Here is a 23,852-nt window from a genome sequence, read left to right on the forward strand (position 1 = left end):
TATGGATAATTGTTTTTTAATAGTTAATAAAATTGCCAAAAATAAAGCAAAAGATCACATATCTTTATCTTATGATGAGCGATTTTTAAGAAGAAAAAAACTTGTTTCAGATAACGGTTTTGAATTTTTAGTCAATTTACCAGAAACAAAATCATTATCAGAAAATCAAGCTTTTAGACTTCAAAGCGGAAATTTGATTTTAATCAAAAACAAAAAAGAAAGTTTGTTAGAAATAAAAGGAAAAAATTTAATGCAACTTATATGGCATATTGGAAATAGACATATGCCATGTCAAATTGAAAAAGATAAAATTTTTATTCAGTACGATGAAGTAATAAGAAAAATGATATTAAAATTAGGTGGAAAGGTTAAGAAAGTTTCACGACCTTTTAAACCAGAGGGAGGAGCATATGGAATTGGTAGAACCCATAGCCATAAACACTAAATTAAAAAATAAAAAAGATTTGAAAGAGTCTTTGCAAATTCTTCAAACTTGGTTTTCACCCTCATTTCCTGTTGGAAGCTTTTCATATTCTCATGGGTTAGAGGCGATGATTAATGATAATTTAATTAAGTCAAAAGAAGATATTTTGGATTATTTAAAATGTATCTTAAAACATGGAACTGGTAAAAATGATGTAATTTTAATGAAATATTCCTATCAAGGAGAAGACTTTAATGAACTTGCTCTATCACTTTGTCCAAGTAAGGAAAGAAAAATAGAGACTATTGAAATGGGAAATGCATTTAGAAAAGTTTTATCTGATAGTTGGGATTTTAAAATTGAGGAAAATACTGCTTTTCCAATTGCAGTTGCTAAAGCAGCTAAACATTTTGGTATACCCTTAAATTTAACGATTGTATCTTATTTGCAATCTTTTGTTTCAAACCTAATAAATGTTTGTATTAAACATATACCAATTGGACAAAAAATTGGACAGGACTGTATAATTAAAACTTATGACTTAATAAGAGAAATAGAAAAAGAAAGTCAAAATTTAAATTTAGAAGACTTAGGTGGAATTTGTTTTAATAGTGATATCTACAGTATTAAGCATGAAAATCTGAAAACACGAATTTATAAGACATGAAAAATATAAATGGACCATTAAAAGTTGGAATTGGTGGACCTGTTGGTGCAGGGAAGACAAGTTTAACAGCTGAATTGTGTAAATTTTTATCAAAGAAAATTTCTATGGCTGTAATATCAAACGATATTTATACAAAAGAAGATGCAGAATTTTTAATGAAAGTTCAGGCTTTACCTCTTGAGAGAATTAAAGGAGTTGAAACAGGAGGGTGTCCACATACAGCAATTCGTGAAGATGCTTCAATTAATATGCTTGCTGTAGAAAATATGAAAAAAAAATTTCCTGATCTTGATTTGATTTTAATTGAGTCTGGTGGAGATAATTTAGCAGCAACTTTTAGTCCTGAGTTAGTTGATCTATCTATTTATGTTATTGACGTTGGTATGGGTGGAGATATACCTAGAAAAGGTGGTCCTGCCATTCAAAAATCAGACTTGTTAATTATTAACAAGACAGATTTAGCTCCTCATGTAGAAGTTAATCTCGAAACCATGAAAGAAGACGTAAAAAAGGCCCGAAATGGCTTACCTTATGTTTTTTGCCAGATGAAAAAGCAAATTGGTGTTGAAGATGTTGCTAAATTCTTATTTTCATCAGGTGGACTATAGAGTTTTTTATTATGCTCTAATTGTTGGCAAACAATAGAAATCAGCTGTATCAATCTTAGAAGAATACTGTCTTCGCATATTCCATTTTTTATGAACCCCAGCACTTGCAACACTCAAGGTAGATCTTCCGTATCGATGATTAGTATTATCAATTGATCGCATTAAGCTATTTATCTTTTCATCCTTTTCAGAAGTAAATAAATTTGTTTTGTCACTTGCATTAGATAAACCCGTTAGCATTACACCTGCTTTTTGATAACGGTAACCATTTTTAAAAATACTTTCAAGTATTGAAACTGCTGTCTTAACTGTTTCAATACTATTATTTGTTGCAATTGGAAAATCAATAGTCTTTGCATTTGAATAGTAACCAAAATTCCTTTGAAAAGGACTAGTTCTAACAAATACAGTAATTGCTTTTGCGACTAAAGACTCTGATCTAATCTTTTCAGATGCATTTAAACAATAATTAGCAACTGCTTCTTTTAACTCTTGAAACGTTTCAATTCTTTTTCCAAATGATCTTGAAACAACACAGCTCTTTCTTTTAGTTGTAGTCGTCTCTAATCCAATACAAGAAATTCCTCTAAGCTCCATAGCGGTTCTTGAACTTAGAACATTTGAAGATTTTTTGATCCAGGTATTAGATTTATTTTTTAACTGCTTAGCGTTATAAATTCCGTGCTTTTGATAAAATTTAGTTAATTGTCTACCAACACCCCAGACATCATTAATTTCAACTTTTTCTAAAATAGGATCTAAGTTTTCAATACCAATTAAACTTGTCACTCCTGATTGTTTTTTTTTAGCAATATGATTTGCAACTTTACTTAAAGTTTTTGTATTTGCTATTCCAATACTTGTTGGAATACCTGTCCATTGTAGAACTGTTTCTCTAATTTCTTTTCCAACTTTTTCTACTTCAGCATCAGGAAAGTTTGATAAATCTAAAAAAGCTTCATCAATAGAGTAAACTTCTATTTCTGAATTAAATCTTTTAAGAGTTCGCATCACTCTTCTCGATAAATCCCCATATAAAGAATAATTAGATGAGAAAACTTCAACTTTATTTTTAAGAATAATGTCTTTTGCTTTAAAATAAGGTTCCCCCATTTTAATTCCCAAAGCTTTTGCTTCATTTGATCTTGAAATAATACAACCATCATTATTGGATAAAACTACAACAGGCTTTCTTCTTATTTTTGGATTAAATAATCTTTCACATGAGACATAAAAAGAATTACAATCAATTAATGCTATTTTTTTAGTATGTTGAATGGATGACATAAGTAACAACTCCCCAAATAAAAATATCTTGCTCTTCGTTAATTAAAATTCTGTCAGAAAACTCTTTAGACCCAGAAGTTAAAAATTTTTTATCTCTTTCTTGAACCAAAGTTTTAACCACAAGCTCATCATGAACATTTGCAATCACTGTTGAAAAATTTTTTGGTTTTAAACTTTTATCAACCACTAACAAGTCACCATCATTAATTCCAACATCGACCATGGATTTACCTTGAACTCTGATGATAAAAGTTGCTGGAACATTTTTTATTAAATGCATGTTCAGATCAATATCTTCTTCAATGTAATCAGTAGCAGGAGAAGGAAAACCAGCGCCTGCTTTATGCAGATAATAAGGGATTGTTAGTTTCATGTTCTTGTTTTGTTCTAATTTATAGACCATTTATACAATGCACTCAAGAGGTTGTATTTTGAGTCCGTAATTGAATCAAAAGTGAATCAAAAGGTGAACATCCAAACTACATTTTGTATGCTTGTGGATAACTTCAACCAGAGATAGTTTAAATATATAAATTTAGAAACTTGGTTATTATTAGCTTTGTTGGGAATAGTGCTAGCTATAGCGATAAGAGTAGACAAAATTAGTAAAATTTTAAAAAAAATAAAAATAAAAAAGATTAAACTAGTTATGAACATTTTAGATTTTGTAATGGTAGGGTCTAATGACTATGAAAAGTCTAGTGAGTTTTATGATGTTATACTTGAACCATTAAAATTAAAAAAAACTTTAAAGACTGAAAAATATATTGGTTATTCTCATTTGGGTGAACCAGAAAAAGTAATTTTTTACATTACAAACCCAGTAAATGGTCAACCAGCAACTTTTGGCAATGGAACACAAATTACTTTATTAGCAGACTCTAAAGAAGCGGTTGAAAAATTTTATGAAATTGCAATTTCTAAGGGTGCAGTTGATGAAGGAGGCCCAGGTGTAAGAAAAGATGGAAATTATTATGCTTATATCCGTGATTTAGATGGAAATAAGATTGCAGCAAAAAGTAATTTAAAATAAATTAAAGGTATATATGAAATTAAATTGTCATTGTGGAGTCGTAGAAGCAGAAATTAATGCTACAGTAAACGAACTAGCAAAAATTGTAAGATGTAACTGTTCTATTTGTAAAAGAAAGAATGCTACTATGGGAATGGTTAAAAATGAGGATTTTAAAGTTACCAAGGGAGAAGATAAATTAAAACTTTATCAATACCATACCAAAGTTGCTAATCATTACTTTTGTACCGAATGTGGAATTTATACTCATCATAATCCAAGAAGCGCACCAGCTATGACTGGTTTCAATTTAGGATGTGTTGATGAAGTAAAAGTAGAGGACTTAAAAGAGGTGGCTAACTTTGATGGTCTTAACCATCCAATGGATCAAGAAAAATAAAAGTTCAATGAAATTATCTGAAGAGTGCTTTAAAAAAGTTAAAAAAGATTGTTTTAAATTTATTAAATCACAAGAAACTTCAACTGAAAAGTTTGGAAATAAAGATCAGATGATTAAAAATTATTTGATCCCAATATGTTTTTGGATTGTAAAAAAAGCAGATAACAAAAAACCTTACTTTGTTGGATTAGCTGGAGGTCAAGGAACAGGTAAAACAACAATAAGTTCAATAGTAAAGATAATTTTAGAAAAGTATTTTAAATTAAAAGTGTTTAAAATTTCTATTGATGATTTTTATAAAACTAGGAAAGAAAGAATTGCTTTATCAAAAAAAGTCCATCCTATGCTGTTAACTAGAGGTGTCCCAGGTACTCATGATATTAACATGATGTTAGATTTCTTTAAAAAATCAAAAAGTAAAAAATTCAAAAAATTAAAATTACCAAATTTTAATAAGGCAATTGATGACAGATTTCCAAAAAACAAATGGAACACAATTAATAAAAGACCAGATGTTATTATTTTTGAAGGATGGTGTGTTGGCGCAAGAGCAGAAACTAATAAGTCATTAAAAAAATCTATTAATTCTATGGAAAAGGCCAACGATCAAAAACTTGTTTGGAGAAAATATGTAAATCAGCAATTAAAGACTAAATATAAAAAGCTATATTCTCAGTTAAATTGTATGATTTACTTAAAAGCAAAAAACTTTAGTTTATTACAAAAGTGGAGATTAAAGCAGGAACATAAACTATGGATAAAAACCAAAAAAAAGGGAGGTCATAAAATAATGAGCAAAGGAGATGTGATTAATTTTATGCAAACTTACCAAAGAATTACTCAAAACATGTTTAAAAATATGCCAAAATATTCTTCTATAATTCTAAATTTAAACAGTAACCATCAAATTAAAACTGCTGTATATAAATCAAAATGAAAAAAATATTTATCATAGTTATCACATCAATATTCTATTTTGGTAACGCTTTTGCAGTTACTCTTCTTGATGCATTAAATCAAACCTATAAAAATAATATTCAATTAAACGCTGAAAGAGAAAATATTAAAGTTTCAGAGGAAGATGTAAATATTTCTAAAGCAGACTATAAACCTTCATTGACATTAAGTGGGTCTAAAAGTTTTGAAGATACTAACAAATTGACAAATCAAAGTGGAGGAGATGCGAGTGTCAACGATGTAGACCCTTTTACAACTTCGATTAAATTGGAACAAACATTGTTTGATTATGGAAGGGATCTCACACTTGAAAAAAATATTACTGCTTTGGATTTGGCTAAAGCAAAATTAGTAAAAAAAGAACAGGATATATTACATAAAGCAATTGATGCTTTTACAAATTTAATTTTAGCAAGAGAAACTCTGGATATTAACGCAAAAAATTTAAATCTTTTAATCAGACAAGTTGAAAATGATCAAATTAGAAGAGACAGAGGCCAAATTACAAACACTGATTTGGCACAATCCGAATCATCACTTGCTGGAGCTCAAGCTCAATTTGCAAAATCAAGAAGTGATCTGTTAATCAGCAAACTTAATTATGAAAATATTATTGGAAAAATAAGTGATCCGAACCAATTACAGAAAAATTCAACAGCAATAGTCAGTATTCCAAAATCTTTAAATGAAGCAATTAATCTTTCAAAACAAAACAATCCAGACATTCAAATAGCAAAATTTGATTTAGCTAAAGCTGAAAAAGAATTAGCAATTTCAGAGTCAGACTTGAAACCAACTGCTTCTTTGTCTTTAGAGAGATCTTATACTGACGATCTAAGTTCTACTTATGCTGAAAGAGAAAAGGATATATTAAAAGCAACAGTTAATTGGCCTTTTTATTCAGGTGGAAAAAAAAGATCAACTATTTCTAAAAATTCAAATTTAACTACTAGAAAAAGACTATTGTTAGATGATGCTGTGAGAACAAACGATACAAATGTAGCAAGTGCTTGGTCTAGTTTAGAGTCTTCAGAAAGTTTTTTAAATTCAGTTAAAGTTCAAGTAAGTGCAGCTGAAATAGCTAATGAAGGAATTGCAGCAGAATACGAAAGAGGATCGAGAACTACCCTAGATGTTATTCAATCAAATGCTTTATTGCTCTCGGCTCAAATTTCTTTAGCAAGTTCAGAGAAAAACTATCTAATGGCCCAATACAATCTGCTTAAAGCAGTAGGTTTGCTTAATAGCCAATATCTAAAACTTAAGTAAATATTTGATTTTTTGGGGCAGAAAATAAATATATTGCTAATGAGAACAAAATGTGTACATTTAAATTCATGATTCGAGTGTTAAAAAATTTAAAAAAAAGAGGCAAAAAATGACTAAAAATAACCTAAAAGTGGTTAAATCTACTAAAGATCAAGAAATGGATGTTAAAGAAAAGAACAAAGCGTTAGACGCTGCAATAGCTCAAATTACAGATAATTTTGGAAAAGGTTCTGTAATGAAGCTTGGTGAAAAGAAAGCGATGGATATTGAGTCTGTATCAACAGGTTCTTTAAGTCTTGATTTAGCTTTAGGTATTGGCGGATTACCAAAAGGAAGAATTATTGAAGTTTATGGACCAGAGTCATCTGGAAAAACAACATTAGCATTACAAGTTGTTGCTGAAGCTCAAAAAGCTGGAGGCATTTGTGCATTTGTTGATGCAGAGCATGCATTAGATCCAGTTTATGCAAAAAAATTAGGAGTAAATACAGAAGAACTTTTAATTTCACAGCCAGATACTGGTGAACAAGCATTAGAAATCGCTGATACACTAGTAAAATCAGGCTCTATTTCAGTAATCGTTATCGACTCTGTTGCAGCTTTAACTCCAAAAGCCGAAATCGAAGGTGAGATGGGAGATCATCATGTTGGTCTTCAATCAAGATTAATGAGTCAGGCATTAAGAAAATTAACTGGTTCAATCTCAAACACAAACACGATGATGATTTTCATCAACCAAATCAGAATGAAAATTGGTGTTATGTTTGGAAGTCCAGAAACAACATCAGGTGGAAATGCACTTAAGTTTTACTCATCTGTAAGAATGGATATTAGAAGAATTGGTGCCATTAAAGATAAGGATGAAATTATTGGTAACTCTACAAGAGTTAAAGTAGTTAAGAATAAAGTAGCACCACCATTTAAAGTTGTTGAATTTGACTTGATGTATGGAAGAGGAATTAGCAAGATGGGTGAACTAGTCGATCTTGGTTCTAAAGCAGATATAATTGAAAAATCGGGTGCTTGGTATGCTTACAAAGGAGAGAAGATTGGTCAAGGTAGAGAAAATGCTAAGACTTATTTGGCTCAAAATCTTAAAGTTGCTGCAGAAATTGAAATGGCAATTAGAGAAAAAGCAGGTGTGATTTCTAAAAAAATAGAAGGAAATCCAATCGATCCTGAAAAATTGGAAAAAGAAAAGAAAGTAGCTGAAAAAGAAGAGGCTGATAAAGCAGAAGCTACTCCTCCATCGAAAAAGAATTAATAGGTCATCTTTATTAATAAAAGGCGCTTAATTTAAGCGCCTTTTTTCCCTTCGATATCTAGACATAGAATAAAAAAGCTGTATTTTAAAAATATGGCAGACAAAACACTCAATGAGATAAGAAATACTTTTCTAAAATATTTTGAAAAGAACGATCATAAGATTGTGGAATCTAGTAATTTGGTTCCAAACAATGATCCTACATTGATGTTTGCAAATTCTGGGATGGTTCAGTTTAAAAACGTTTTTACAGGATTAGAAAAAAGAGATTACGTTAGAGCTACAACTTCACAAAAATGTGTAAGGGCAGGTGGTAAGCACAATGATTTAGAAAATGTTGGTTACACACCAAGGCACCACACTTTCTTTGAGATGTTAGGAAATTTTTCTTTTGGTGATTATTTTAAAGAGCAGGCAATTCATTATGCATGGGATTTAATAACCAAAGATTTTGGAATAGATAAAAACAGGCTTTATGTAACAGTATTTCATGAGGATGATGAGGCCTTCAATTTTTGGAAGAAAATAGCGGGTTTTAGGGATGATAGGATTATAAGGATAGCTACATCTGATAATTTTTGGTCAATGGGTGAGACAGGTCCATGTGGCCCTTGCTCAGAAATCTTTTTTGACCACGGAGATCATTTACCAGGAGGTTTACCAGGATCTAAAGACGAAGATGGAGATAGGTTTATAGAAATTTGGAACTTGGTATTTATGCAGTTTGAACAAGTTACTAAAGATAAAAGAATTAATCTTCCAAAACCGTCAGTTGATACTGGAATGGGATTAGAGAGAATTGCAGCTTTATTGCAAGGTTCACATGATAACTATGAAACAGATCATTTCAAAAAAATAATTGGCTCTGCATCTGAAATTACAAAAGTTAAATCAGACAAATCTAATCTAGCTAGTTTCAGAGTAATAGCTGATCACTTAAGAGCAAGTTCATTTTTAATTGCTGAGGGAGTTTTACCTTCAAATGAAGGAAGAGGATATGTTCTCAGAAGAATTATGAGAAGAGGGATGAGACATTCTCATTTATTAGGATCTAAGGAACCAGTTTTTTATAATTTGTTTGACACTCTTAAAAATGAAATGTCTGGAAATTATCCAGAATTAGTTAGAGCTGAGTCTTTAATTAAAGAAACTTTAAAAATGGAAGAAGAAAAATTCTTAGTTCTGCTGGATAGAGGAATAAAAATTTTAAATGATGAAATATCTAAAATTGACAAAGTGTTACCAGGCGAAGTAGCTTTTAAATTATATGATACTTATGGTTTCCCATTAGATCTTACAGAAGATATTTTAAGAAATAAATCAATGTCAATTGATACTGAAAAGTTTCAATCTTTGATGAAAGAAAGTAGAGAGCTTGCTAAGAAAAATTGGAAAGGTTCTGGTGATGCAGCTGTTGAAGATATTTGGTTTGGAATAAAAGATAAAATTGAGACAACTGAATTCTTAGGATACGAAACTAATCATGCTGAAGGTGTCGTATTATCTCTTTTAAAAGATAATAAAGAAGTTGATCAGTTAAAAGAAAATGATGAAGGGATGATTATAGTAAATCAAACTCCTTTCTATGGTGAGTCTGGTGGACAAGTTGGTGATACTGGCGAAATAGTCTCGAATGATTTTAAATTTGAAGTAACTGATGTTCAAAAAAAATTAGGTGATTTATTTGTTCATTATGGAAAGGTAAAGAGTGGATCTATAAAACTACAGGAAAGTGTGGAATTAAAAATTGATGTTGAAAGAAGGGATAATACACGTGCTTATCATTCAGCAACTCATTTATTGCATGAGTCTTTACGAAGAGTTCTTGGCACGCATGTCACTCAAAAAGGATCTTTAGTAGAGCCAAGTAGATTAAGATTTGATTTCAGCCATATGAAGCCAATTTTGAATGAAGAAATTGACAAAATAGAAGAATTTGTAAACAAAATGGTGTCTAAAAAAACTGATGTAAAAACTAGATTAATGACACCTGATGAGGCAGTTGAAAATGGTGCCTTAGCATTATTTGGTGAAAAATACGGAGATGAAGTAAGAGTCCTTTCGATGGGAGACGAGGATGGAAAGTACTTCTCAACTGAATTATGTGGTGGAACACACGTTAAAAACACTGGTGATATTGGTAAATTCAAGATCGTCAGCCAATCGTCAATTGCTGCAGGAGTTAGAAGAATTGAAGCCTTAAGAGATAAACAATTGGAGGAATATCTTCAAAATAAAGTGAAATTATCAAACCTATCTGCTGAAAAAGACGAGGAAACAATTAAAAGTTTAAGTCAGCAAATTATTAAATTGGGTGGAAAACCAAACTTAGAAGAAGCTGATCAAAAAACTTTAATTAAAAATTTAACTAAACAACTTGAGACTATTTCAGTTAATTCAATTTTAGAGGATAAATCTAAAAATATTATTAAAGAAGAAGAAATTAATGGAGTTAAGTTAAGACTTCAAAAAATAGATGGATTACCTCCTAAAGAATTAAGAAAACTTGTAGATAAAGGTAAAAAAGAATTAAGCGAAGGTGTCATCGTTGTATTTGCTAATAAAGACGACAAGGTTGGGTTAGCAGTTGGAGTAACAGATAATTTAACCAACAAGTTTGATGCAGTTAAATTTGTTAAAGTTGGATCTGAAATAATTGGTGGCAAAGGTGGTGGAGGAAGAAAAGACTTTGCACAGGCAGGTGGACAAGATCAATCAAAAATTGAAGAAGCTTTTGAAAAGCTTAAGAGTTTAATTTAATTTCTTTTTTAAATTACCGTCAAGTTCATCTAAAAACTGATTGGTAGTTAAATACTTGCTATCAGGACCAATAAGAATTGCCAAATCTTTTGTCATTGATCCACTTTCCACACATTCAATACAAACTTTTTCTAAAGTTTGTGCAAATTTAATTAGTTCATTGTTACCATCTAACTTACCTCTATGAGCTAATCCTCTAGTCCAAGCAAAAATAGATGCTATTGGATTTGTTGAGGTTTCTTTTCCTTGTTGATGCATCCTATAGTGCCTAGTTACTGTCCCGTGTGCAGCTTCTGCTTCCATTATTTTTCCATCTGGAGTTAACAATGTACTGGTCATCAATCCTAAAGACCCATAACCTTGAGCCATAGTATCTGACTGAACATCACCATCGTAATTTTTACAAGCCCAAATATATTTACCACTCCACTTCATTGCACATGCAACCATATCATCAATTAATCTATGTTCGTAAGTCAAATTATTTTTTTCAAATTCACTTTTGTATTCTTTGTCAAAAATTTCTTGGAAAATATCTTTAAATCTTCCATCATATTTTTTAAGAATTGTATTTTTGGTAGACATGTAAACAGGCCATTTTTTAATTAACCCATAACTGAAACAAGATCTTGCAAAGTCTTCAATAGACTTATCTAAATTATACATTGATAAAGCCACACCAGGACCTGTAAAATTAAATACTTCATATTTAATTTCATCTTTCCCATCCTCTGATGTCCACTTTACTTCCATTTTTCCTTTTCCAGGAACTTTAAAATCTGTTGCTCTGTATTGATCACCAAATGCATGTCTTCCAATAATTACTGGATCTGTCCAAGATGGAACAAGTTTTGGAATATTTTTACAAATAATTGGCTCTCTAAATACTGTTCCTCCAATTATATTTCTTATGGTTCCGTTTGGAGATCTCCACATCTTTTTTAAATCAAATTCTTCTACTCTAGCTTCATCAGGTGTAATTGTTGCACACTTAATTCCAACACCAATTTTTTTAATAGCATTTGCAGAGTTTATTGTGATCTGATCGTCTGTATTGTCTCTGCTTTTCATGCCTAAATCGTAATATTCAATACCAAGATCTAAATATGGGAGGATTAATTTATTTTTGATGAACTCCCATATAATACGAGTCATTTCATCGCCATCCAGCTCAACAACTGGGTTTTTTACCTTGATTTTGCTCATTAAATAAAAATTATCTTATTAATTGAATTTGACCATTTTATATACATATTAATCGAAAATTAGCAAATAGAAGAATATGTTTAGTAAGATATTTCCAAAAATTCACACTGAAGGCTACAAGTTTATAGTAATAGCTGTATTCATAACTATCATTTTTTTAATTATTAATAATTTTTTAGGATTAATAGGAATTTTACTAACTGTATGGGTTTATTATTTTTTTAGAGATCCAGAAAGAGTTATCATTGGAGATGATAGTTACTTAGTTAGCCCTGCAGATGGAGAAGTGATTAAAGTTGAGGAAGTGGATGGACCAAAAGAACTTGGACTAGAAAATAAAAAATTTAAAAAAATAAGTATTTTTATGAACGTCTTTGACTGCCATGTGAATAGATCGCCATGCTCAGGTATTGTTGAAGATATTTTATATAAACCAGGAAAATTTTTAAATGCATCCTTAGATAAAGCAAGCGAAGACAATGAGAGAAATTATTATAAAATAAAAGATAAACATGGAAATGATATTGTAGTTGTTCAAATCGCAGGATTAGTTGCAAGAAGAATTGTTTGTGAAACAAATAAAAATCAGGAATTAAATCAAGGTGATAGAATTGGAATGATTAGATTTGGTAGTAGAGCAGATGTTTACTATGAAAATTATGAACCACTAGTTAAAGTTGGTCAAACAGCAATTTCAGGAGAAACACTGCTAGCTAAAAATTAATTTATGGAACAGCCAAAAAACAATTTAAAAATTGTTACAGATAAAAAAACTAACGCAAGAGTGATTTTGCCTAACATGTTAACTCTTATCGGGGTTTGTATAGGTCTGTCATCTATTAGGTTTGCTCTGGATGGAAAATTTGAATTTGCAATTATAGCAATTATGTTTGCTGCTCTTATTGATGGATTAGATGGAAGAATAGCAAGATTAATTAAAGGAACATCAAAAGTTGGAAAAGAACTAGACTCTCTTACGGACATGATTAGTTTTGGAGTAGCTCCAGCATTTATTATGTATTTTTGGAAACTAAATACATTAGGAAGATTTGGATGGTTGTTATGTCTAATATATGTAATTTGTGTTGCATTACGTTTAGCTCGTTTCAATATAAATACAGGTCAAGCACCTTCTTGGAGAGATAATTTTTTTGAAGGGGTTCCATCTCCAGCAGGTGGTATCTTAGTTCTAACCCCATTAATTTTTAGCCTTACAAGCTTTGATTTTATAAAGATAAATTATGATATTGTTGTTCCAGTTTTTTTTATTACAACATCTCTCTTACTGATCAGTAAATTTCCAAGTTATTCATTTAAAAAAATCGTAATTCAAAGAAAAGCAACCATTTTTCTTTTATTTGGAATAGTTTTATTTTTTGGATTACTTCTAATATATCCATTTAATGTCATATCTATTAGTGCAATCATATACCTAGGTATGCTTCCAATCAGCTTTTTTCATCATCAAAAATTAAAAAAACAAAACGAAGATCATAATTATAAAGATGAAGATGACGATCTTGAAGATATTTTGTGATGAAAAAAAATGTCATTGTATCATTAGCTGATTCAAATTATTTTCCTTTATTAAATGAGCTAATAGACTCTATAAAAAGATTTAATGATAGCTCGGAAGTTGCAATATGTATTTTGGATGCTGGTTTATCAGAGGATCAAAAGACCGAATTATTATCAAAAGTAGATGAAATAAAATCAGCAGAGTGGGATATAAAAGTTCCAGATAGTAAAATTAAAGGGCGTGAATGGTTAAAGAGCCAAGTATCAAGGGCTTTTTTACCCAAATATTTTCCAAGCTATGAAAAATACTTATGGATTGATTGTGATGCTTGGGTAAATGATTGGCAATCAGTTGAGCTTTATTTTAAAGCGTGTGAAAATGGCAAATTAGGAATTACACAAACTATTGGACCAGGTTACAAGATTACTTCCAGAGTAAATTGGGTTTTTGGAAAACTAGCAATTATTAAATCTCAAAATTTTAAACACGCTGTAAAATCTAATATTAGTTTAGAAAAAGCTAGAAAGTTAGCGTTTGCCCCTCACATAAATATTGGTGTTTTTTCACTAGAAAAAAATTCAATGTGTTGGAATTCATGGCAGGAAAACTTAAAACAAACACTTAAAGGTGGAGAAATATTTGGCTCTGAACAATTAGCGATGAATATATCTGTGTATGTTGATAAAGTCGAAACTGAATTTCTTCCTTTAAATTGCAATTGGATCACTAGTAATCTTTTGCCAAAGTTTGATGAGGATAAAGATACATGGGTAGAGCCTTATTTACCTAATTATAAAATTGGAATTATGCATTTAGCGGCTGGCATCTGGAAAGATAACGAAGATATGAGATTAAACAAGAATATTAAAATTAATATTAAAACTATTACAGGTAAAATTTTAAATAAAAGTTTAAGATTTAATAATTAATTGAAAAAAAACAAAATTTCCAAGAACTGGGTTATTAAACAGCGTAGAGATATCTATGTAAGACAGTCCAAAATAGATGGGTATCGCGCTAGATCAGCTTACAAATTAATTGAAATTGATGAAAAATTTAACATTTTTAAAAGTGGATTATCAGTAATTGATATTGGTGCAGCCCCAGGAAGTTGGTCACAATATGCTCTTAAAGCAACTAAAAGTGGAAAATTGATATCGATAGATTTAAAAAAAATGGAGCCCATAGATAATAGTGTTCTAATCCAAGGAGATTTTACTGAAGAAAAAATTCAAGAAGAAATTAAAAAACATGTAAACGGTAAAGTTGATGTTGTAATGTCTGATATGGCCGTAGATACTACCGGTATTAAAAATATTGACTCAATTCAAACAGGAGAACTATGTAAAGAAGCAATGTTTTTCGCAAAAGATTTAATGAAAGAAAATGGATATTTTATTTCAAAAATTTTTATGGGAGGAACATTTAACGAAATCGTCGCAGAGGGAAAAAAATATTTTAAAGAAGTTAAGGTTTTTAAACCAAAATCTAGTAGAAAAGATTCAAAAGAAAGTTTTATAATTTGTAGTAAAATTCGATAGAGACTTTTATTTTAAAAGGAATCGTATATAAAAGATTATGGTTCCTATAAAAGAAGCACTTACCTTTGATGATGTTACATTGGCTCCGAAGTATTCTGAAATATTACCCTCAGATGCAGACACTAGCGTATCTTTAACAAAGCATTTGAAGCTTAAAATTCCACTTTTATCATCTGCGATGGATACAGTTACAGAGAGCAGAATGGCAATTGCTATAGCTAAAGCTGGTGGTATTGGAGTGATTCACAGAAACATTGATATAAAAAAACAGGTATCAGAGATAAAAAAAGTAAAAAAACAAAAACTAATTGTTGGAGCAGCTGTAGGTGCAGCACCAATTGAATTTATCAGAGCTAAAGAAATAATTAAAGAAGGTGTAGATTTAATTGTAGTAGACACAGCACATGGCCATACAAAGAAAGTTTCTGAAATAATTAAATATATTAAAAAAATAAAAACTAACAAAATTGCTTTGTGTGCAGGAAATATTGCAACACCAGAAGCTGCAAAATTCCTAATAAAGTTAGGAGTAGATATAATTAAAATTGGTATAGGGCCAGGTTCTATTTGTACAACACGACTGGTTGCTGGAATAGGAGTTCCTCAATTGAGCGCAATTTTAGCTGTAAGAAGCGGTTTAAAGAATAAAAATGTTAAAATAATTTCAGATGGGGGAATAAAATATTCTGGTGATTTAGCAAAAGCTTTTGCAGCAGGAGCAGATGCTGTAATGATCGGTTCGTTATTTGCAGGTACAAACGAAACGCCAGGAAAATTAATAAAAAAAAATGGACAGCTCTTCAAAAGTTTTAGAGGCATGGGTTCTGTAGGAGCTATGAATAAAGGGTCAGCTGATAGATACTTTCAAAAAAAACAAAAAGACTCCTCAAAATATGTGCCTGAGGGTGTTGAAGGTTTTGTAAAATATAAAGGAGATGTTGGGAGTGTTATTTATAAATTAATTGGTGGATTGAAATCTTCAATGGGTTATCTTGGATCAAAAACAATCATTAAATTAAGAAATAAACCACAATTTGTGAAAATTACAAAAGCTGGATTTTATGAAAGTATGGTTCATAATGTAGATGTGGTAAAAAAAGATAGTAAATATTAATGATCAAATTTTTGAAATTAATAGGATTAATACTTTTAACAGCTTCTTTTAACAGCACGTCTTTTAGTAAAGAAAATTTTTTTAATGAAGCTTTAGAATTATTTAAAAAAGAAAAATATGAAGACGCGCGCTTTTTATTTGAGAGAAATATTGTTTTTAATCCAAAAGATGCAAACTCATACTTATATTTAGCAAAAATTTATAACCAAGAAGAAAATCAAAGAAAAGAGGAATACAATTTAGAAACGACACTTTTAATTGAGCCTGATAACGAAGAAGCTTTATTAATGTTAATGAAAATTGCATTAGAAAAATCTAATTATGAAAAAGTCAAAGCTCTTTCAGATAATTTTGTAAAAGTTTGCAAAAATTTATGTGATGAAAACAAAGATATTCAAGAGTCATTAAAAAATATAGAACCTGAAAATAATGAGTCTTGATAAAAATCTAAACAAAATCTTAATAATAGATTTTGGTTCTCAATTTACTCAATTAATTGCAAGAAGAGTAAGAGAATTAGGTGTGTTTTCTGAAATAGTTAGTCACAAAAAAATAAAATTAAAAGACATTAATCGCAGTACTAGAGGAATAGTATTATCTGGTGGTCCATTAAATGTTTATCAAATAAATAAATACTCATTTGATAAAAAAATTTTACAACTTGATGTACCAATTCTTGGAATTTGTTTTGGGCATCAAATTTTATCAAAACTTAATGGTGGAAGGGTAAAACAATCAAAACATAGAGAATTTGGTTTAGCTAATGTTTATAAAAAAAATAATAGTCTTTTAACTAATAATTTTTTTGGAAACAAAAAATCCAAACAAGTTTGGATGAGCCATGCCGATCAAGTTTCAAAACTTCCTAAGAATTTTAAAGTTTTAGCATCAAGCACTAATTCAAAATTTGCAATTGTTGAAAATAAAATAAAAAAATATTATGGAGTACAATTCCACCCAGAAGTAACTCATACGGATAATGGAAAGAAATTAATAAGTAATTTTATTTTTTTAATTTGCAAAATTAAAAGAAATTGGTCCTCTAGAGATCAAAAAAATCAACTTATTAAAGATGTTAGAATTCAAGTTAGAAATAACAAAGTTATTTGTGCATTATCAGGAGGCGTTGATAGCAGTGTAGTTGCTCAATTACTGAATAAAGCTATTGGTAAAAAACTTTATTGTATTTTTGTAAACACTGGCCTTTTAAGAAAAAATGAGGAAGTACAAGTAGTACAAACTTTTAAGAAGCGTTTAAAAATGAATTTAATTTATGTAAATGCTGAAAAGGAATTCTTAAAAAAATTAAAAAATATTTCTGATCCAGAAAAAAAAAGAAAAATAATTGGTAATTTATTTATCAAAATATTTGAACGGTATGCTAAGAAAATTAAAAATGTTAAATTTTTGGCTCAGGGCACTCTTTATCCAGATTTAATTGAGAGCAAATCTGTTACAGGTAGTCAAACTTCTAAAATTAAATCACATCACAATGTTGGCGGTCTACCAAAAAAAATGAATTTAAAATTAGTAGAACCACTAAAATTTTTATTTAAGGACGAGGTAAGAAAATTAGGATTAGAGTTAAATTTAAGTAAAGAAATTATTTCAAGACATCCTTTTCCTGGACCAGGCTTAGCAATTCGAATGCCAGGTGTTATAACAAATGAAAAAATTAAAATTTTAAAAGAAGCTGATTATTATTTTATTCAAGCTTTAAAAAATCACGGTCTTTATCATAGGATTTGGCAAGCCTATGCAGCATTGCTTCCTGTTAAAACTGTGGGTGTTATGGGAGACAATCGAACTTATGAATATTTATGTTTATTAAGAGCAATTACATCTGAAGATGGAATGACAGCTGATTATTATGAATTTAAAAAAACTTTTATGCAAACTATTTCAAATAAAATAGTTAACAGTATAAGAGGTATTAATAGGGTAGTGTATGACGTTACTTCAAAACCACCAAGCACTATTGAATTAGAGTAGTTTTTAACTATAAATTAAGATTATGAAATATTTACATACAATGATTAGAATTAAAGATGTAGATGAGTCTCTAAAATTTTTCTGCGAAGGGCTTGGTTTAAAAGAAACAAGAAGAATGGAAAATGAAATAGGAAGATTTACATTAATTTTTCTTGCAGCACCACATGATGAAAAAGCTGAAATAGAATTAACATATAATTGGGATGGTGATGAGCTTGGAGAAGGTTCGAGAAATTTTGGTCATCTGGCCTATAGAGTAGATAACATTTATGAAACATGCCAAAGATTAATGGATATGGGCTACACGATTAATAGACCTCCAAGAGATGGTCATATGGCTTTTGTTAGATCACCAGATAAAATTTCAATTGAAATTCTTCAAGAAGGAAATTTAGAACCCAAAGAACCTTGGGCTTCAATGAAAAATACCGGCTCTTGGTAGGTTGATGAAAAAAAAAATCTTAGATTTAATTAAAAAAAAAAATAAACGTAAAATTGTAAGTTTAACTGCTTACTCCAAAAATGTAGCGTCAATTTTAGATAATCATTGCGATATTATACTTGTTGGAGATTCTCTTGGTTCGGTTTTATACAATTATAAATCTACGAGAAAAGTAACTTTGAATACTATGATTGAACACTCTAAAAGTGTCAGAATGGGTATAAAAAAAAGCTTAATGATTGTTGATATGCCACATAACACCTATCGAACTCCTAAAGAGGCAGTGAAAAATGCAAAACAAATAATGAAAAAAACAAAGTGTGACGGTGTAAAATTAGAAGGTGGAAAAAAAATTTATAAAACAATCAAATCTTTAGTTAAAAACAAAATTCCAGTCATGGGCCATCTAGGGTTGCTTCCTCAGTCAGATAAAACTTTCAAATTTAAAGGAAAAAAAAAGTTAGAGAGAAACAATATTATAAAAGACTCACAATTATTAGAAAAAGCTGGGGTTTTTTCAATTGTTTTAGAATGTGTTCAAACTTCATTAGCAAAGCTTGTCACTCAAAATTTAAAGATACCAACTATTGGTATTGGAGCTTCTAAATATTGTGATGGTCAAATATTAGTTTTTGATGATTTAATTGGCTTAAATCCGATGAATTATAAATTTGTAAAAAAATACGCAAATATTAGAAATGACATTTCTAAAGCTGTTTCAAATTATTCAAAAGAAGTTAAAAAAATTAAATTTCCTAATAAAAAAAATTCTTTTTAATTAAAAGTATTTTTTAAATTCTTCATTAATATTTAATATTTCAAGATCAACCAATCCACCAATTACTAATTGTAAACCAACAATTAAGATAAATACCAAGCCGATATAAGCTATCCAAATATGTCTTTGTATATAATTAGCCATATATGTCGCTAAAGCACCAGTTAAAACAACTGATAACATCAGTCCAAATATCATAAATCCGAAATAACCTTTTGCTGCAGCAACTACTCCAATTACATTGTCAAAACTAATCATGATATCTGCAAATAAAACCTTTCCAATGCTACTAATGAATGAAGGTTCTTTACCTTTTTTAGTTATGGGTTTTACTTTTTTAATATCTAGTAAATCTTTCCTTAAATCATTTACAATCCAAATTAATAATAAACCACCCAAAATTTTGATAAAATAAAATTCAAATAAAAAAGTCGCAAAAATTGCAAAAAAAATTTTAAAAACAAAGGCTCCAATTACACCCCAAAGAATTATTTGTTTTCTATTTTTTGGAACAAAATTTGAAGCAATAGACCCAACTATTACCGCATTATCTGCTGTTAATATAATTGTGATAAAAATTATATTGGTTAAAATTATGAGCTCTTCAATCAAGATGGGTTAATATTATTTCAATTTGTGAATTTTTCAATAAATACTATTTTTAAGCTGGTGATTTTAATACCAGCTTATATTTTTATATATTGTTTAAATTAATATTTAGATTTTTTAGTACCTTCAATAACTTCTTTTAACTGGGTATATTCTTTACAGTTACAGTTTTCTAATATTTTTAATCTTTCTTTTGCTAAATTTAATCTGTTTGTTGCAACATATAGTTCACCCAAATATTCGTTTATACCAATATGATTAGGTTCAATTTCCAGACCTTGTAGATAATATTTTTCACCGTTTTCGTAATCACCAAGTTTTCGCGTAGTGAAACCTAAATAATTTAAAGTATCAGCTTTGTTAGGTTTTTCTGAGTTTGATTTTAAAAGTAGTTTTTGAGCTTTAACATATCTTTTTTTTGCTTTTTCAAGTTTTCCTTTTGCTTCATATTTTTTTGCGAACTTGATTGATTCCACTGCCTTATCATAGTTAGATTTAACTTTTGTAGAAGTCGAGTCCGAACTTGATCCTGCAGAAAAAGAATTTGTTGTAAATAATGTAAAAATCAAAATTACAAATATTTTTTTAATCATTTATAAATTTCTCCATTTTATTTAAAGGTTTTAATTGCAATCCATTCTCTATCAGGTTTTCTCTTATTGATTTTGCTGTAGATAAAGAACTAATGTTATCTCCATGTATACACACAGAGTCAATTTCACAAGGTATCTGCTTTCCACTGTGACAATTAAGTGACTGATTTTTAACCATATTTAATACGTGTTTTTTAGCTTCTTCTGGATCAGTAATAAGAGCATGTGGTTTTTTTCTAGAAACTAAATTTCCATCATCTTCGTAATTTCTGTCAGCAAATATTTCACAAGCTATACGCATGTTTAGTTTTTTGGCTGCTTCTTCCATTTTAGATCCTGTAGGAACCAAATAAATTAAATCTTTACTAATCTCGTTTATAGCTTTTGCTAAAGTAGTAGCTAAATCTATATCCTCACAAGCCATATTGTTTAAAGCACCATGTGGTTTTATGTGAGTAACATTCTCTCCATGATCTTGAGCAATTTTTTGAAGAATTTCATATTGATCAATAATTAATTGCCTTACCTCATTAGGTGGAAGTTTCATTCTTTGCCTTCCAAAATTTTCAGGGTCATTAAATGACGTATGTGCTCCAATACTAACACCATTTTTTTTTGAAATTTGAACTACTTGATTCATCGACTCATCATCACCTGCATGATAACCGCATGCAACATTTGCAGAATTTACTATTTCTAGTAAATCTGGATCATACTTATTTGAATGATGTTTTGATTTTTCACCTAAATCGCAATTTATATTAATTTCCATAGTCTCTAATGTTAAGTATAACATGACATGATAAAAAATATATCAAATCTTGGTGACGCAGCTTTGTACTGTGATTTTGGTAATGAAGTAAATAAATTAATTAATTCACAAGTAATAAAATATTTTAAAACTATTAAAGAGAAAAAATTTGAAGGGATAAATAATTTAACACCTTCTTATAATAAATTAATAATTTCTTATGATCTAAAAAAAACAAATTTTAATGAAGTAAAAAATTATGTTGAAAATATAAATCCCGAAGACTCCATAGATATAAATTCAAAAAAATTAAAAATACCAGTCTGTTGTCATGAAAATTTTTTGTTGGACATTAAAAGATTGGAAGAAATATTAAAATTAAGTAGAGAAAAAATTTTAGAGAATTTTTTAAATAAGGAATATTTTTGTTACATGACGGGGTTTATTGCTGGCATGCCTTTTCTTGGTGACTTAGATGAAAATATGCGAGCTCAACGTTTAGAAACTCCAAGAGTAAAAGTGCCAAAAGGATCTGTTGCAATAACTGAACAATTTGCAAACATTTATACATTTGAAAGTCCAGGTGGATGGAATATCTTAGGAAACACACCTTTAGATGTCTTTGATAGTTCAAAAGAAGACAAGCCAAATCTAATTAACCCAGGAGACACAGTAATTTTTAAGGAAATTACTTTAGATCAGTACAAAAATTATAATGAGTAGCAATTATTTAGATATAATCAGACCAGGAATTAATACTACCTTTCAAGATAAAGGCAGGGATCATCTTTATCATATTGGCATTCCGTTTAGTGGCGCTATGGATAATAGAAATTATCTTATAGCCAATAAACTTGTTAATAATAAATTAGACTCTGCAGTGATAGAGTTTGCATATCAAGGTCCTCATATAAAATATTCAGGAGAAAAAATTAATTTTGCTGTCACCGGGGATGTAATTTTTTCAATTAAAAAAAAAGATACTGAAATTGAGGGCAAATGTTACGAAAGTTATCAAATTGAAAATGGAGATGAAATCAATATCATTTCTACAAATAAATCAGTTTATGGATACTTATCATTAGGTGGAGAGTTCGATTTAAAACTTCAATGGAATAGTTGTTCTATAAATACGAAAGCAAACATTGGATCCAATGATGGAAAAAAATTAAATGTAGGGCAAAAAGTTAATTTAAAAAAAATAAATTCAAATAAGGATATTAAAAAAATAAATTACATTAATACTAAAATAGAAAACATAAGGGTGATCAAAGGCACTAATTTTGATTACTTTTCAGAAGAAGGTAAAAAAATATTTTACGAAAAGGAATTCACAGTTTCGAAACTTTCAGACAGAATGGGTATGAGACTAGAGGGACCTAAAATTGATAATATTGTGAATACCAACATAAAATCAGAGGGTTTGATTAAAGGTGTAATTCAAGTACCGGCCGATGGAAATCCAATTATAATGCTTTCAGATCATGGTACTATTGGTGGTTATCCAAAAATTGGAGTTGTGGCTAGTGTTGATTACGACCGATTAGTACAAATGTCTCCTGGTTCAAAAATAAAATTTAAAGAGATTAATTTATCTGATGCAGAAACTTTATTTAAGTTATATGAAATGGAAACTCAAAATTTACTATCACAAATTTAATGAATTTTTTATCAAACATACCAGGTCCTTTTTTAGTTTTTTTAGGAGCTTGTGCATTAAGTTTTGGTGGTTTAATTGTTAAGTCTTTTGATGGATCTACACTTTGGCAAATATTATTTTGGAGATCACTTTTCTTTATTGGAGTAATTACAATTTTTTTAATCTTTACTTACAAAGGAAAAATTTTCAGTGCTCTTTATAAATCTGGAATTCCAGGTTTATTTGGAGGTATAATTTTATCCATAGGATTTGCTAGCTATGTATTTGCCATGTATGAAACAACAGTAGCTAATGCAAACTTTATAATTCAAACTCAAGCTTTGTTTTTAGCAATTTTTGGTTATGTATTTTTAAAAGAAAAAATTTCAAAAATTACATTAACTTGTATTATTACAGCAGTAGTTGGTATTATTTTAATGTTAGGAAGTTCACTAACACCAGGTCAAATGACTGGAAACTTAGTTGCATTCATTATGCCAATATCATTTGCGATTTTAATTTTAATTGTTAGAAAATATCCAAAAGTTGACATGATACCTTTACAACTCGTTGCTGGAATTTTTGCAACATTAATAGGTTTGTTTATGTCACCAAGTATTATTGTTTCAACAAATGATATTTTTTTAGGTTTTATTGCAGGATTTTTTCAAGTTGGACTTGGTTTTATACTCATAACAATTGGAGCAAGATCAACTCCCTCAGCATTTGTTGGAATAATTATGTTAACTGAAGCTGTTTTAGGACCCATGTGGGCATGGATGTTTGCAAACGAAAACCCACCACTTACATTACTTTTTGGGGGAGCTGTGGTTATAACAGCAGTGATTATACAGTTTTTGTCTCCATTACTTGTCAAAAAGGTAGCTAAATAAATTTCACATAAAAATTTTAAATGTGCTATAAATTTATATACGGGAGAGACTACTTTTGTAGCGCCGAAGGAGCAACCACCCCGGAAACTCTCAGGCAAAAGGACCGTACATATTAACTCTGGAAAGA

27 protein-coding genes and 1 riboswitch are annotated in these 23,852 nt (G+C 29.6%); of the genes, 21 read left to right on the forward strand and 6 right to left on the reverse strand.

The window, feature by feature from the left end; genetic code table 11:
- Position 1: 1 nt before the first annotated feature.
- The 3 genes from ACTT9L_RS00185 to ureG are packed head-to-tail and all read left to right on the forward strand — an operon-like array spanning position 2 to position 1,699.
- On the forward strand, positions 2-445 hold the full coding sequence (locus ACTT9L_RS00185; protein WP_440927368.1) for an urease accessory protein UreE: 444 nt from the start codon (positions 2-4) through the stop codon (positions 443-445).
- Positions 411-1,091, forward strand: a complete 681-nt coding sequence (locus ACTT9L_RS00190) for an urease accessory protein UreF (RefSeq protein ID WP_440927369.1) — start codon at positions 411-413, stop codon at positions 1,089-1,091. The genes ACTT9L_RS00185 and ACTT9L_RS00190 overlap by 35 nt, the downstream gene beginning before the upstream one ends.
- Positions 1,088-1,699 carry an urease accessory protein UreG gene (ureG, locus tag ACTT9L_RS00195; protein ID WP_440926061.1) on the forward strand — a complete coding sequence of 204 codons (612 nt, stop codon included), beginning with the start codon at positions 1,088-1,090 and terminating at the stop codon, positions 1,697-1,699. Before ACTT9L_RS00190 ends, ureG begins: the two co-directional genes overlap by 4 nt.
- Before the next feature lie 9 nt (positions 1,700-1,708).
- Here ureG and ACTT9L_RS00200 read toward each other — a convergent pair whose 3' ends face one another.
- Positions 1,709-2,986 (reverse strand): Y-family DNA polymerase, encoded by a 1,278-nt coding sequence (locus tag ACTT9L_RS00200; RefSeq protein ID WP_440927370.1) that lies wholly within the window; start codon positions 2,984-2,986, stop codon positions 1,709-1,711.
- On the reverse strand, positions 2,964-3,359 hold the full coding sequence (locus tag ACTT9L_RS00205) for a LexA family protein (RefSeq protein WP_440908209.1): 396 nt from the start codon (positions 3,357-3,359) through the stop codon (positions 2,964-2,966). Before ACTT9L_RS00205 ends, ACTT9L_RS00200 begins: the two co-directional genes overlap by 23 nt.
- A 198-nt stretch (positions 3,360-3,557) precedes the next feature.
- Here ACTT9L_RS00205 and ACTT9L_RS00210 point away from each other — a divergent pair, with 198 nt between their 5' ends.
- The 6 genes from ACTT9L_RS00210 (at position 3,558) to alaS (ending at position 10,648) form a co-directional block, all read left to right on the forward strand.
- Positions 3,558-4,019 (forward strand): VOC family protein, encoded by a 462-nt coding sequence (locus ACTT9L_RS00210; protein WP_440927371.1) that lies wholly within the window; start codon positions 3,558-3,560, stop codon positions 4,017-4,019.
- 13 nt (positions 4,020-4,032) lie between these two features.
- A complete protein-coding gene (locus ACTT9L_RS00215) occupies positions 4,033-4,398 on the forward strand; it encodes a GFA family protein (RefSeq protein WP_440927372.1) in 366 nt (121 codons plus the stop codon).
- Positions 4,364-5,335, forward strand: coding sequence for a uridine kinase (locus ACTT9L_RS00220; protein ID WP_440927373.1), 972 nt, complete (start codon positions 4,364-4,366; stop codon positions 5,333-5,335). The genes ACTT9L_RS00215 and ACTT9L_RS00220 overlap by 35 nt, the downstream gene beginning before the upstream one ends.
- Positions 5,332-6,624: a TolC family outer membrane protein gene (locus ACTT9L_RS00225; RefSeq protein ID WP_440927374.1), complete on the forward strand. Its 1,293-nt coding sequence runs from the start codon at positions 5,332-5,334 to the stop codon at positions 6,622-6,624. Before ACTT9L_RS00220 ends, ACTT9L_RS00225 begins: the two co-directional genes overlap by 4 nt.
- Positions 6,625-6,733: 109 nt before the next feature.
- The gene (gene recA / locus ACTT9L_RS00230; RefSeq protein ID WP_440927375.1) at positions 6,734-7,888 is read left to right on the forward strand and encodes a recombinase RecA; all 1,155 of its coding nucleotides are present in this window, start codon (positions 6,734-6,736) and stop codon (positions 7,886-7,888) included.
- A gap of 93 nt (positions 7,889-7,981) precedes the next feature.
- The gene (gene alaS / locus ACTT9L_RS00235; RefSeq protein WP_440927376.1) at positions 7,982-10,648 is read left to right on the forward strand and encodes an alanine--tRNA ligase; all 2,667 of its coding nucleotides are present in this window, start codon (positions 7,982-7,984) and stop codon (positions 10,646-10,648) included.
- On the opposite strand, the gene ACTT9L_RS00240 is transcribed toward alaS, so the two are convergent.
- A complete protein-coding gene (locus tag ACTT9L_RS00240) occupies positions 10,640-11,854 on the reverse strand; it encodes an NADP-dependent isocitrate dehydrogenase (RefSeq protein ID WP_440927377.1) in 1,215 nt (404 codons plus the stop codon). The two genes, alaS and ACTT9L_RS00240, sit on opposite strands and share 9 nt — an antisense overlap.
- Before the next feature lie 76 nt (positions 11,855-11,930).
- Between ACTT9L_RS00240 and ACTT9L_RS00245 the strand changes: the two genes are divergently transcribed.
- From ACTT9L_RS00245 to panB, 9 genes are read left to right on the forward strand one after another with little or no spacing between them, the layout of a single operon-like run.
- Positions 11,931-12,578 carry a phosphatidylserine decarboxylase gene (locus tag ACTT9L_RS00245; protein ID WP_440927378.1) on the forward strand — a complete coding sequence of 216 codons (648 nt, stop codon included), beginning with the start codon at positions 11,931-11,933 and terminating at the stop codon, positions 12,576-12,578.
- 3 nt (positions 12,579-12,581) lie between these two features.
- Positions 12,582-13,391: a CDP-diacylglycerol--serine O-phosphatidyltransferase gene (pssA, locus tag ACTT9L_RS00250; RefSeq protein WP_440927379.1), complete on the forward strand. Its 810-nt coding sequence runs from the start codon at positions 12,582-12,584 to the stop codon at positions 13,389-13,391.
- Positions 13,391-14,302, forward strand: a complete 912-nt coding sequence (locus tag ACTT9L_RS00255; protein ID WP_440927380.1) for a glycosyltransferase — start codon at positions 13,391-13,393, stop codon at positions 14,300-14,302. The genes pssA and ACTT9L_RS00255 overlap by 1 nt, the downstream gene beginning before the upstream one ends.
- Positions 14,303-14,914: an RlmE family RNA methyltransferase gene (locus ACTT9L_RS00260; RefSeq protein ID WP_440927381.1), complete on the forward strand. Its 612-nt coding sequence runs from the start codon at positions 14,303-14,305 to the stop codon at positions 14,912-14,914. It abuts the gene before it with no gap.
- A 37-nt stretch (positions 14,915-14,951) separates the two neighbouring features.
- Positions 14,952-16,028 (forward strand): IMP dehydrogenase, encoded by a 1,077-nt coding sequence (guaB, locus tag ACTT9L_RS00265; RefSeq protein WP_440927382.1) that lies wholly within the window; start codon positions 14,952-14,954, stop codon positions 16,026-16,028.
- The gene (locus ACTT9L_RS00270) at positions 16,028-16,468 is read left to right on the forward strand and encodes a tetratricopeptide repeat protein (RefSeq protein ID WP_440927383.1); all 441 of its coding nucleotides are present in this window, start codon (positions 16,028-16,030) and stop codon (positions 16,466-16,468) included. Before guaB ends, ACTT9L_RS00270 begins: the two co-directional genes overlap by 1 nt.
- The gene (gene guaA, locus ACTT9L_RS00275; RefSeq protein WP_440927384.1) at positions 16,458-18,020 is read left to right on the forward strand and encodes a glutamine-hydrolyzing GMP synthase; all 1,563 of its coding nucleotides are present in this window, start codon (positions 16,458-16,460) and stop codon (positions 18,018-18,020) included. The genes ACTT9L_RS00270 and guaA overlap by 11 nt, the downstream gene beginning before the upstream one ends.
- A 22-nt stretch (positions 18,021-18,042) precedes the next feature.
- Entirely contained in the window at positions 18,043-18,462 is a 420-nt protein-coding gene (locus ACTT9L_RS00280; RefSeq protein ID WP_440927385.1) for a VOC family protein, read from the forward strand.
- Positions 18,463-18,466: 4 nt separating this feature from the next.
- The gene (panB, locus tag ACTT9L_RS00285) at positions 18,467-19,240 is read left to right on the forward strand and encodes a 3-methyl-2-oxobutanoate hydroxymethyltransferase (protein WP_440927386.1); all 774 of its coding nucleotides are present in this window, start codon (positions 18,467-18,469) and stop codon (positions 19,238-19,240) included.
- On the opposite strand, the gene ACTT9L_RS00290 is transcribed toward panB, so the two are convergent.
- From ACTT9L_RS00290 to ACTT9L_RS00300, 3 genes are all read right to left on the reverse strand, one after another.
- Positions 19,241-19,852 carry a YjbE family putative metal transport protein gene (locus ACTT9L_RS00290; RefSeq protein ID WP_440927387.1) on the reverse strand — a complete coding sequence of 204 codons (612 nt, stop codon included), beginning with the start codon at positions 19,850-19,852 and terminating at the stop codon, positions 19,241-19,243.
- Positions 19,853-19,950: 98 nt separating this feature from the next.
- Positions 19,951-20,442 (reverse strand): tetratricopeptide repeat protein, encoded by a 492-nt coding sequence (locus tag ACTT9L_RS00295; RefSeq protein ID WP_440927388.1) that lies wholly within the window; start codon positions 20,440-20,442, stop codon positions 19,951-19,953.
- Positions 20,435-21,214, reverse strand: coding sequence for a 5-oxoprolinase subunit PxpA (locus ACTT9L_RS00300; protein ID WP_440927389.1), 780 nt, complete (start codon positions 21,212-21,214; stop codon positions 20,435-20,437). Before ACTT9L_RS00300 ends, ACTT9L_RS00295 begins: the two co-directional genes overlap by 8 nt.
- A gap of 27 nt (positions 21,215-21,241) precedes the next feature.
- Between ACTT9L_RS00300 and ACTT9L_RS00305 the strand changes: the two genes are divergently transcribed.
- The 3 genes from ACTT9L_RS00305 to ACTT9L_RS00315 are packed head-to-tail and all read left to right on the forward strand — an operon-like array spanning position 21,242 to position 23,725.
- Positions 21,242-21,916, forward strand: a complete 675-nt coding sequence (locus ACTT9L_RS00305) for an allophanate hydrolase subunit 1 (protein ID WP_440927390.1) — start codon at positions 21,242-21,244, stop codon at positions 21,914-21,916.
- Complete coding sequence (locus ACTT9L_RS00310; RefSeq protein WP_440927391.1) at positions 21,909-22,853, forward strand: biotin-dependent carboxyltransferase family protein; 945 nt, start codon at positions 21,909-21,911, stop codon at positions 22,851-22,853. The genes ACTT9L_RS00305 and ACTT9L_RS00310 overlap by 8 nt, the downstream gene beginning before the upstream one ends.
- Positions 22,853-23,725, forward strand: coding sequence for a DMT family transporter (locus ACTT9L_RS00315; protein WP_440927392.1), 873 nt, complete (start codon positions 22,853-22,855; stop codon positions 23,723-23,725). Before ACTT9L_RS00310 ends, ACTT9L_RS00315 begins: the two co-directional genes overlap by 1 nt.
- Before the next feature lie 30 nt (positions 23,726-23,755).
- Positions 23,756-23,841, forward strand: a riboswitch (glycine riboswitch).
- Positions 23,842-23,852: the final 11 nt, after the last annotated feature.

The organism is Candidatus Pelagibacter sp. (assembly GCF_052049675.1).
GTDB lineage: Bacteria > Pseudomonadota > Alphaproteobacteria > Pelagibacterales > Pelagibacteraceae > Pelagibacter.

Coding starts and splice junctions, on each gene's coding strand:
- ACTT9L_RS00185 (WP_440927368.1), top strand. CDS start 2: ATGGATAATTGTTTTTTAATAGTTAATAAAATTGCCAAAAATAAAGCA.
- ACTT9L_RS00190 (WP_440927369.1), top strand. CDS start 411: ATGGAATTGGTAGAACCCATAGCCATAAACACTAAATTAAAAAATAAA.
- ureG (WP_440926061.1), top strand. CDS start 1,088: ATGAAAAATATAAATGGACCATTAAAAGTTGGAATTGGTGGACCTGTT.
- ACTT9L_RS00200 (WP_440927370.1), bottom strand. CDS start 2,986: ATGTCATCCATTCAACATACTAAAAAAATAGCATTAATTGATTGTAAT.
- ACTT9L_RS00205 (WP_440908209.1), bottom strand. CDS start 3,359: ATGAAACTAACAATCCCTTATTATCTGCATAAAGCAGGCGCTGGTTTT.
- ACTT9L_RS00215 (WP_440927372.1), top strand. CDS start 4,033: ATGAAATTAAATTGTCATTGTGGAGTCGTAGAAGCAGAAATTAATGCT.
- ACTT9L_RS00220 (WP_440927373.1), top strand. CDS start 4,364: ATGGTCTTAACCATCCAATGGATCAAGAAAAATAAAAGTTCAATGAAA.
- ACTT9L_RS00225 (WP_440927374.1), top strand. CDS start 5,332: ATGAAAAAAATATTTATCATAGTTATCACATCAATATTCTATTTTGGT.
- recA (WP_440927375.1), top strand. CDS start 6,734: ATGACTAAAAATAACCTAAAAGTGGTTAAATCTACTAAAGATCAAGAA.
- alaS (WP_440927376.1), top strand. CDS start 7,982: ATGGCAGACAAAACACTCAATGAGATAAGAAATACTTTTCTAAAATAT.
- ACTT9L_RS00240 (WP_440927377.1), bottom strand. CDS start 11,854: ATGAGCAAAATCAAGGTAAAAAACCCAGTTGTTGAGCTGGATGGCGAT.
- ACTT9L_RS00245 (WP_440927378.1), top strand. CDS start 11,931: ATGTTTAGTAAGATATTTCCAAAAATTCACACTGAAGGCTACAAGTTT.
- pssA (WP_440927379.1), top strand. CDS start 12,582: ATGGAACAGCCAAAAAACAATTTAAAAATTGTTACAGATAAAAAAACT.
- ACTT9L_RS00255 (WP_440927380.1), top strand. CDS start 13,391: ATGAAAAAAAATGTCATTGTATCATTAGCTGATTCAAATTATTTTCCT.
- guaB (WP_440927382.1), top strand. CDS start 14,952: ATGGTTCCTATAAAAGAAGCACTTACCTTTGATGATGTTACATTGGCT.
- ACTT9L_RS00270 (WP_440927383.1), top strand. CDS start 16,028: ATGATCAAATTTTTGAAATTAATAGGATTAATACTTTTAACAGCTTCT.
- guaA (WP_440927384.1), top strand. CDS start 16,458: ATGAGTCTTGATAAAAATCTAAACAAAATCTTAATAATAGATTTTGGT.
- ACTT9L_RS00280 (WP_440927385.1), top strand. CDS start 18,043: ATGAAATATTTACATACAATGATTAGAATTAAAGATGTAGATGAGTCT.
- panB (WP_440927386.1), top strand. CDS start 18,467: ATGAAAAAAAAAATCTTAGATTTAATTAAAAAAAAAAATAAACGTAAA.
- ACTT9L_RS00295 (WP_440927388.1), bottom strand. CDS start 20,442: ATGATTAAAAAAATATTTGTAATTTTGATTTTTACATTATTTACAACA.
- ACTT9L_RS00300 (WP_440927389.1), bottom strand. CDS start 21,214: ATGGAAATTAATATAAATTGCGATTTAGGTGAAAAATCAAAACATCAT.
- ACTT9L_RS00305 (WP_440927390.1), top strand. CDS start 21,242: ATGATAAAAAATATATCAAATCTTGGTGACGCAGCTTTGTACTGTGAT.
- ACTT9L_RS00310 (WP_440927391.1), top strand. CDS start 21,909: ATGAGTAGCAATTATTTAGATATAATCAGACCAGGAATTAATACTACC.
- ACTT9L_RS00315 (WP_440927392.1), top strand. CDS start 22,853: ATGAATTTTTTATCAAACATACCAGGTCCTTTTTTAGTTTTTTTAGGA.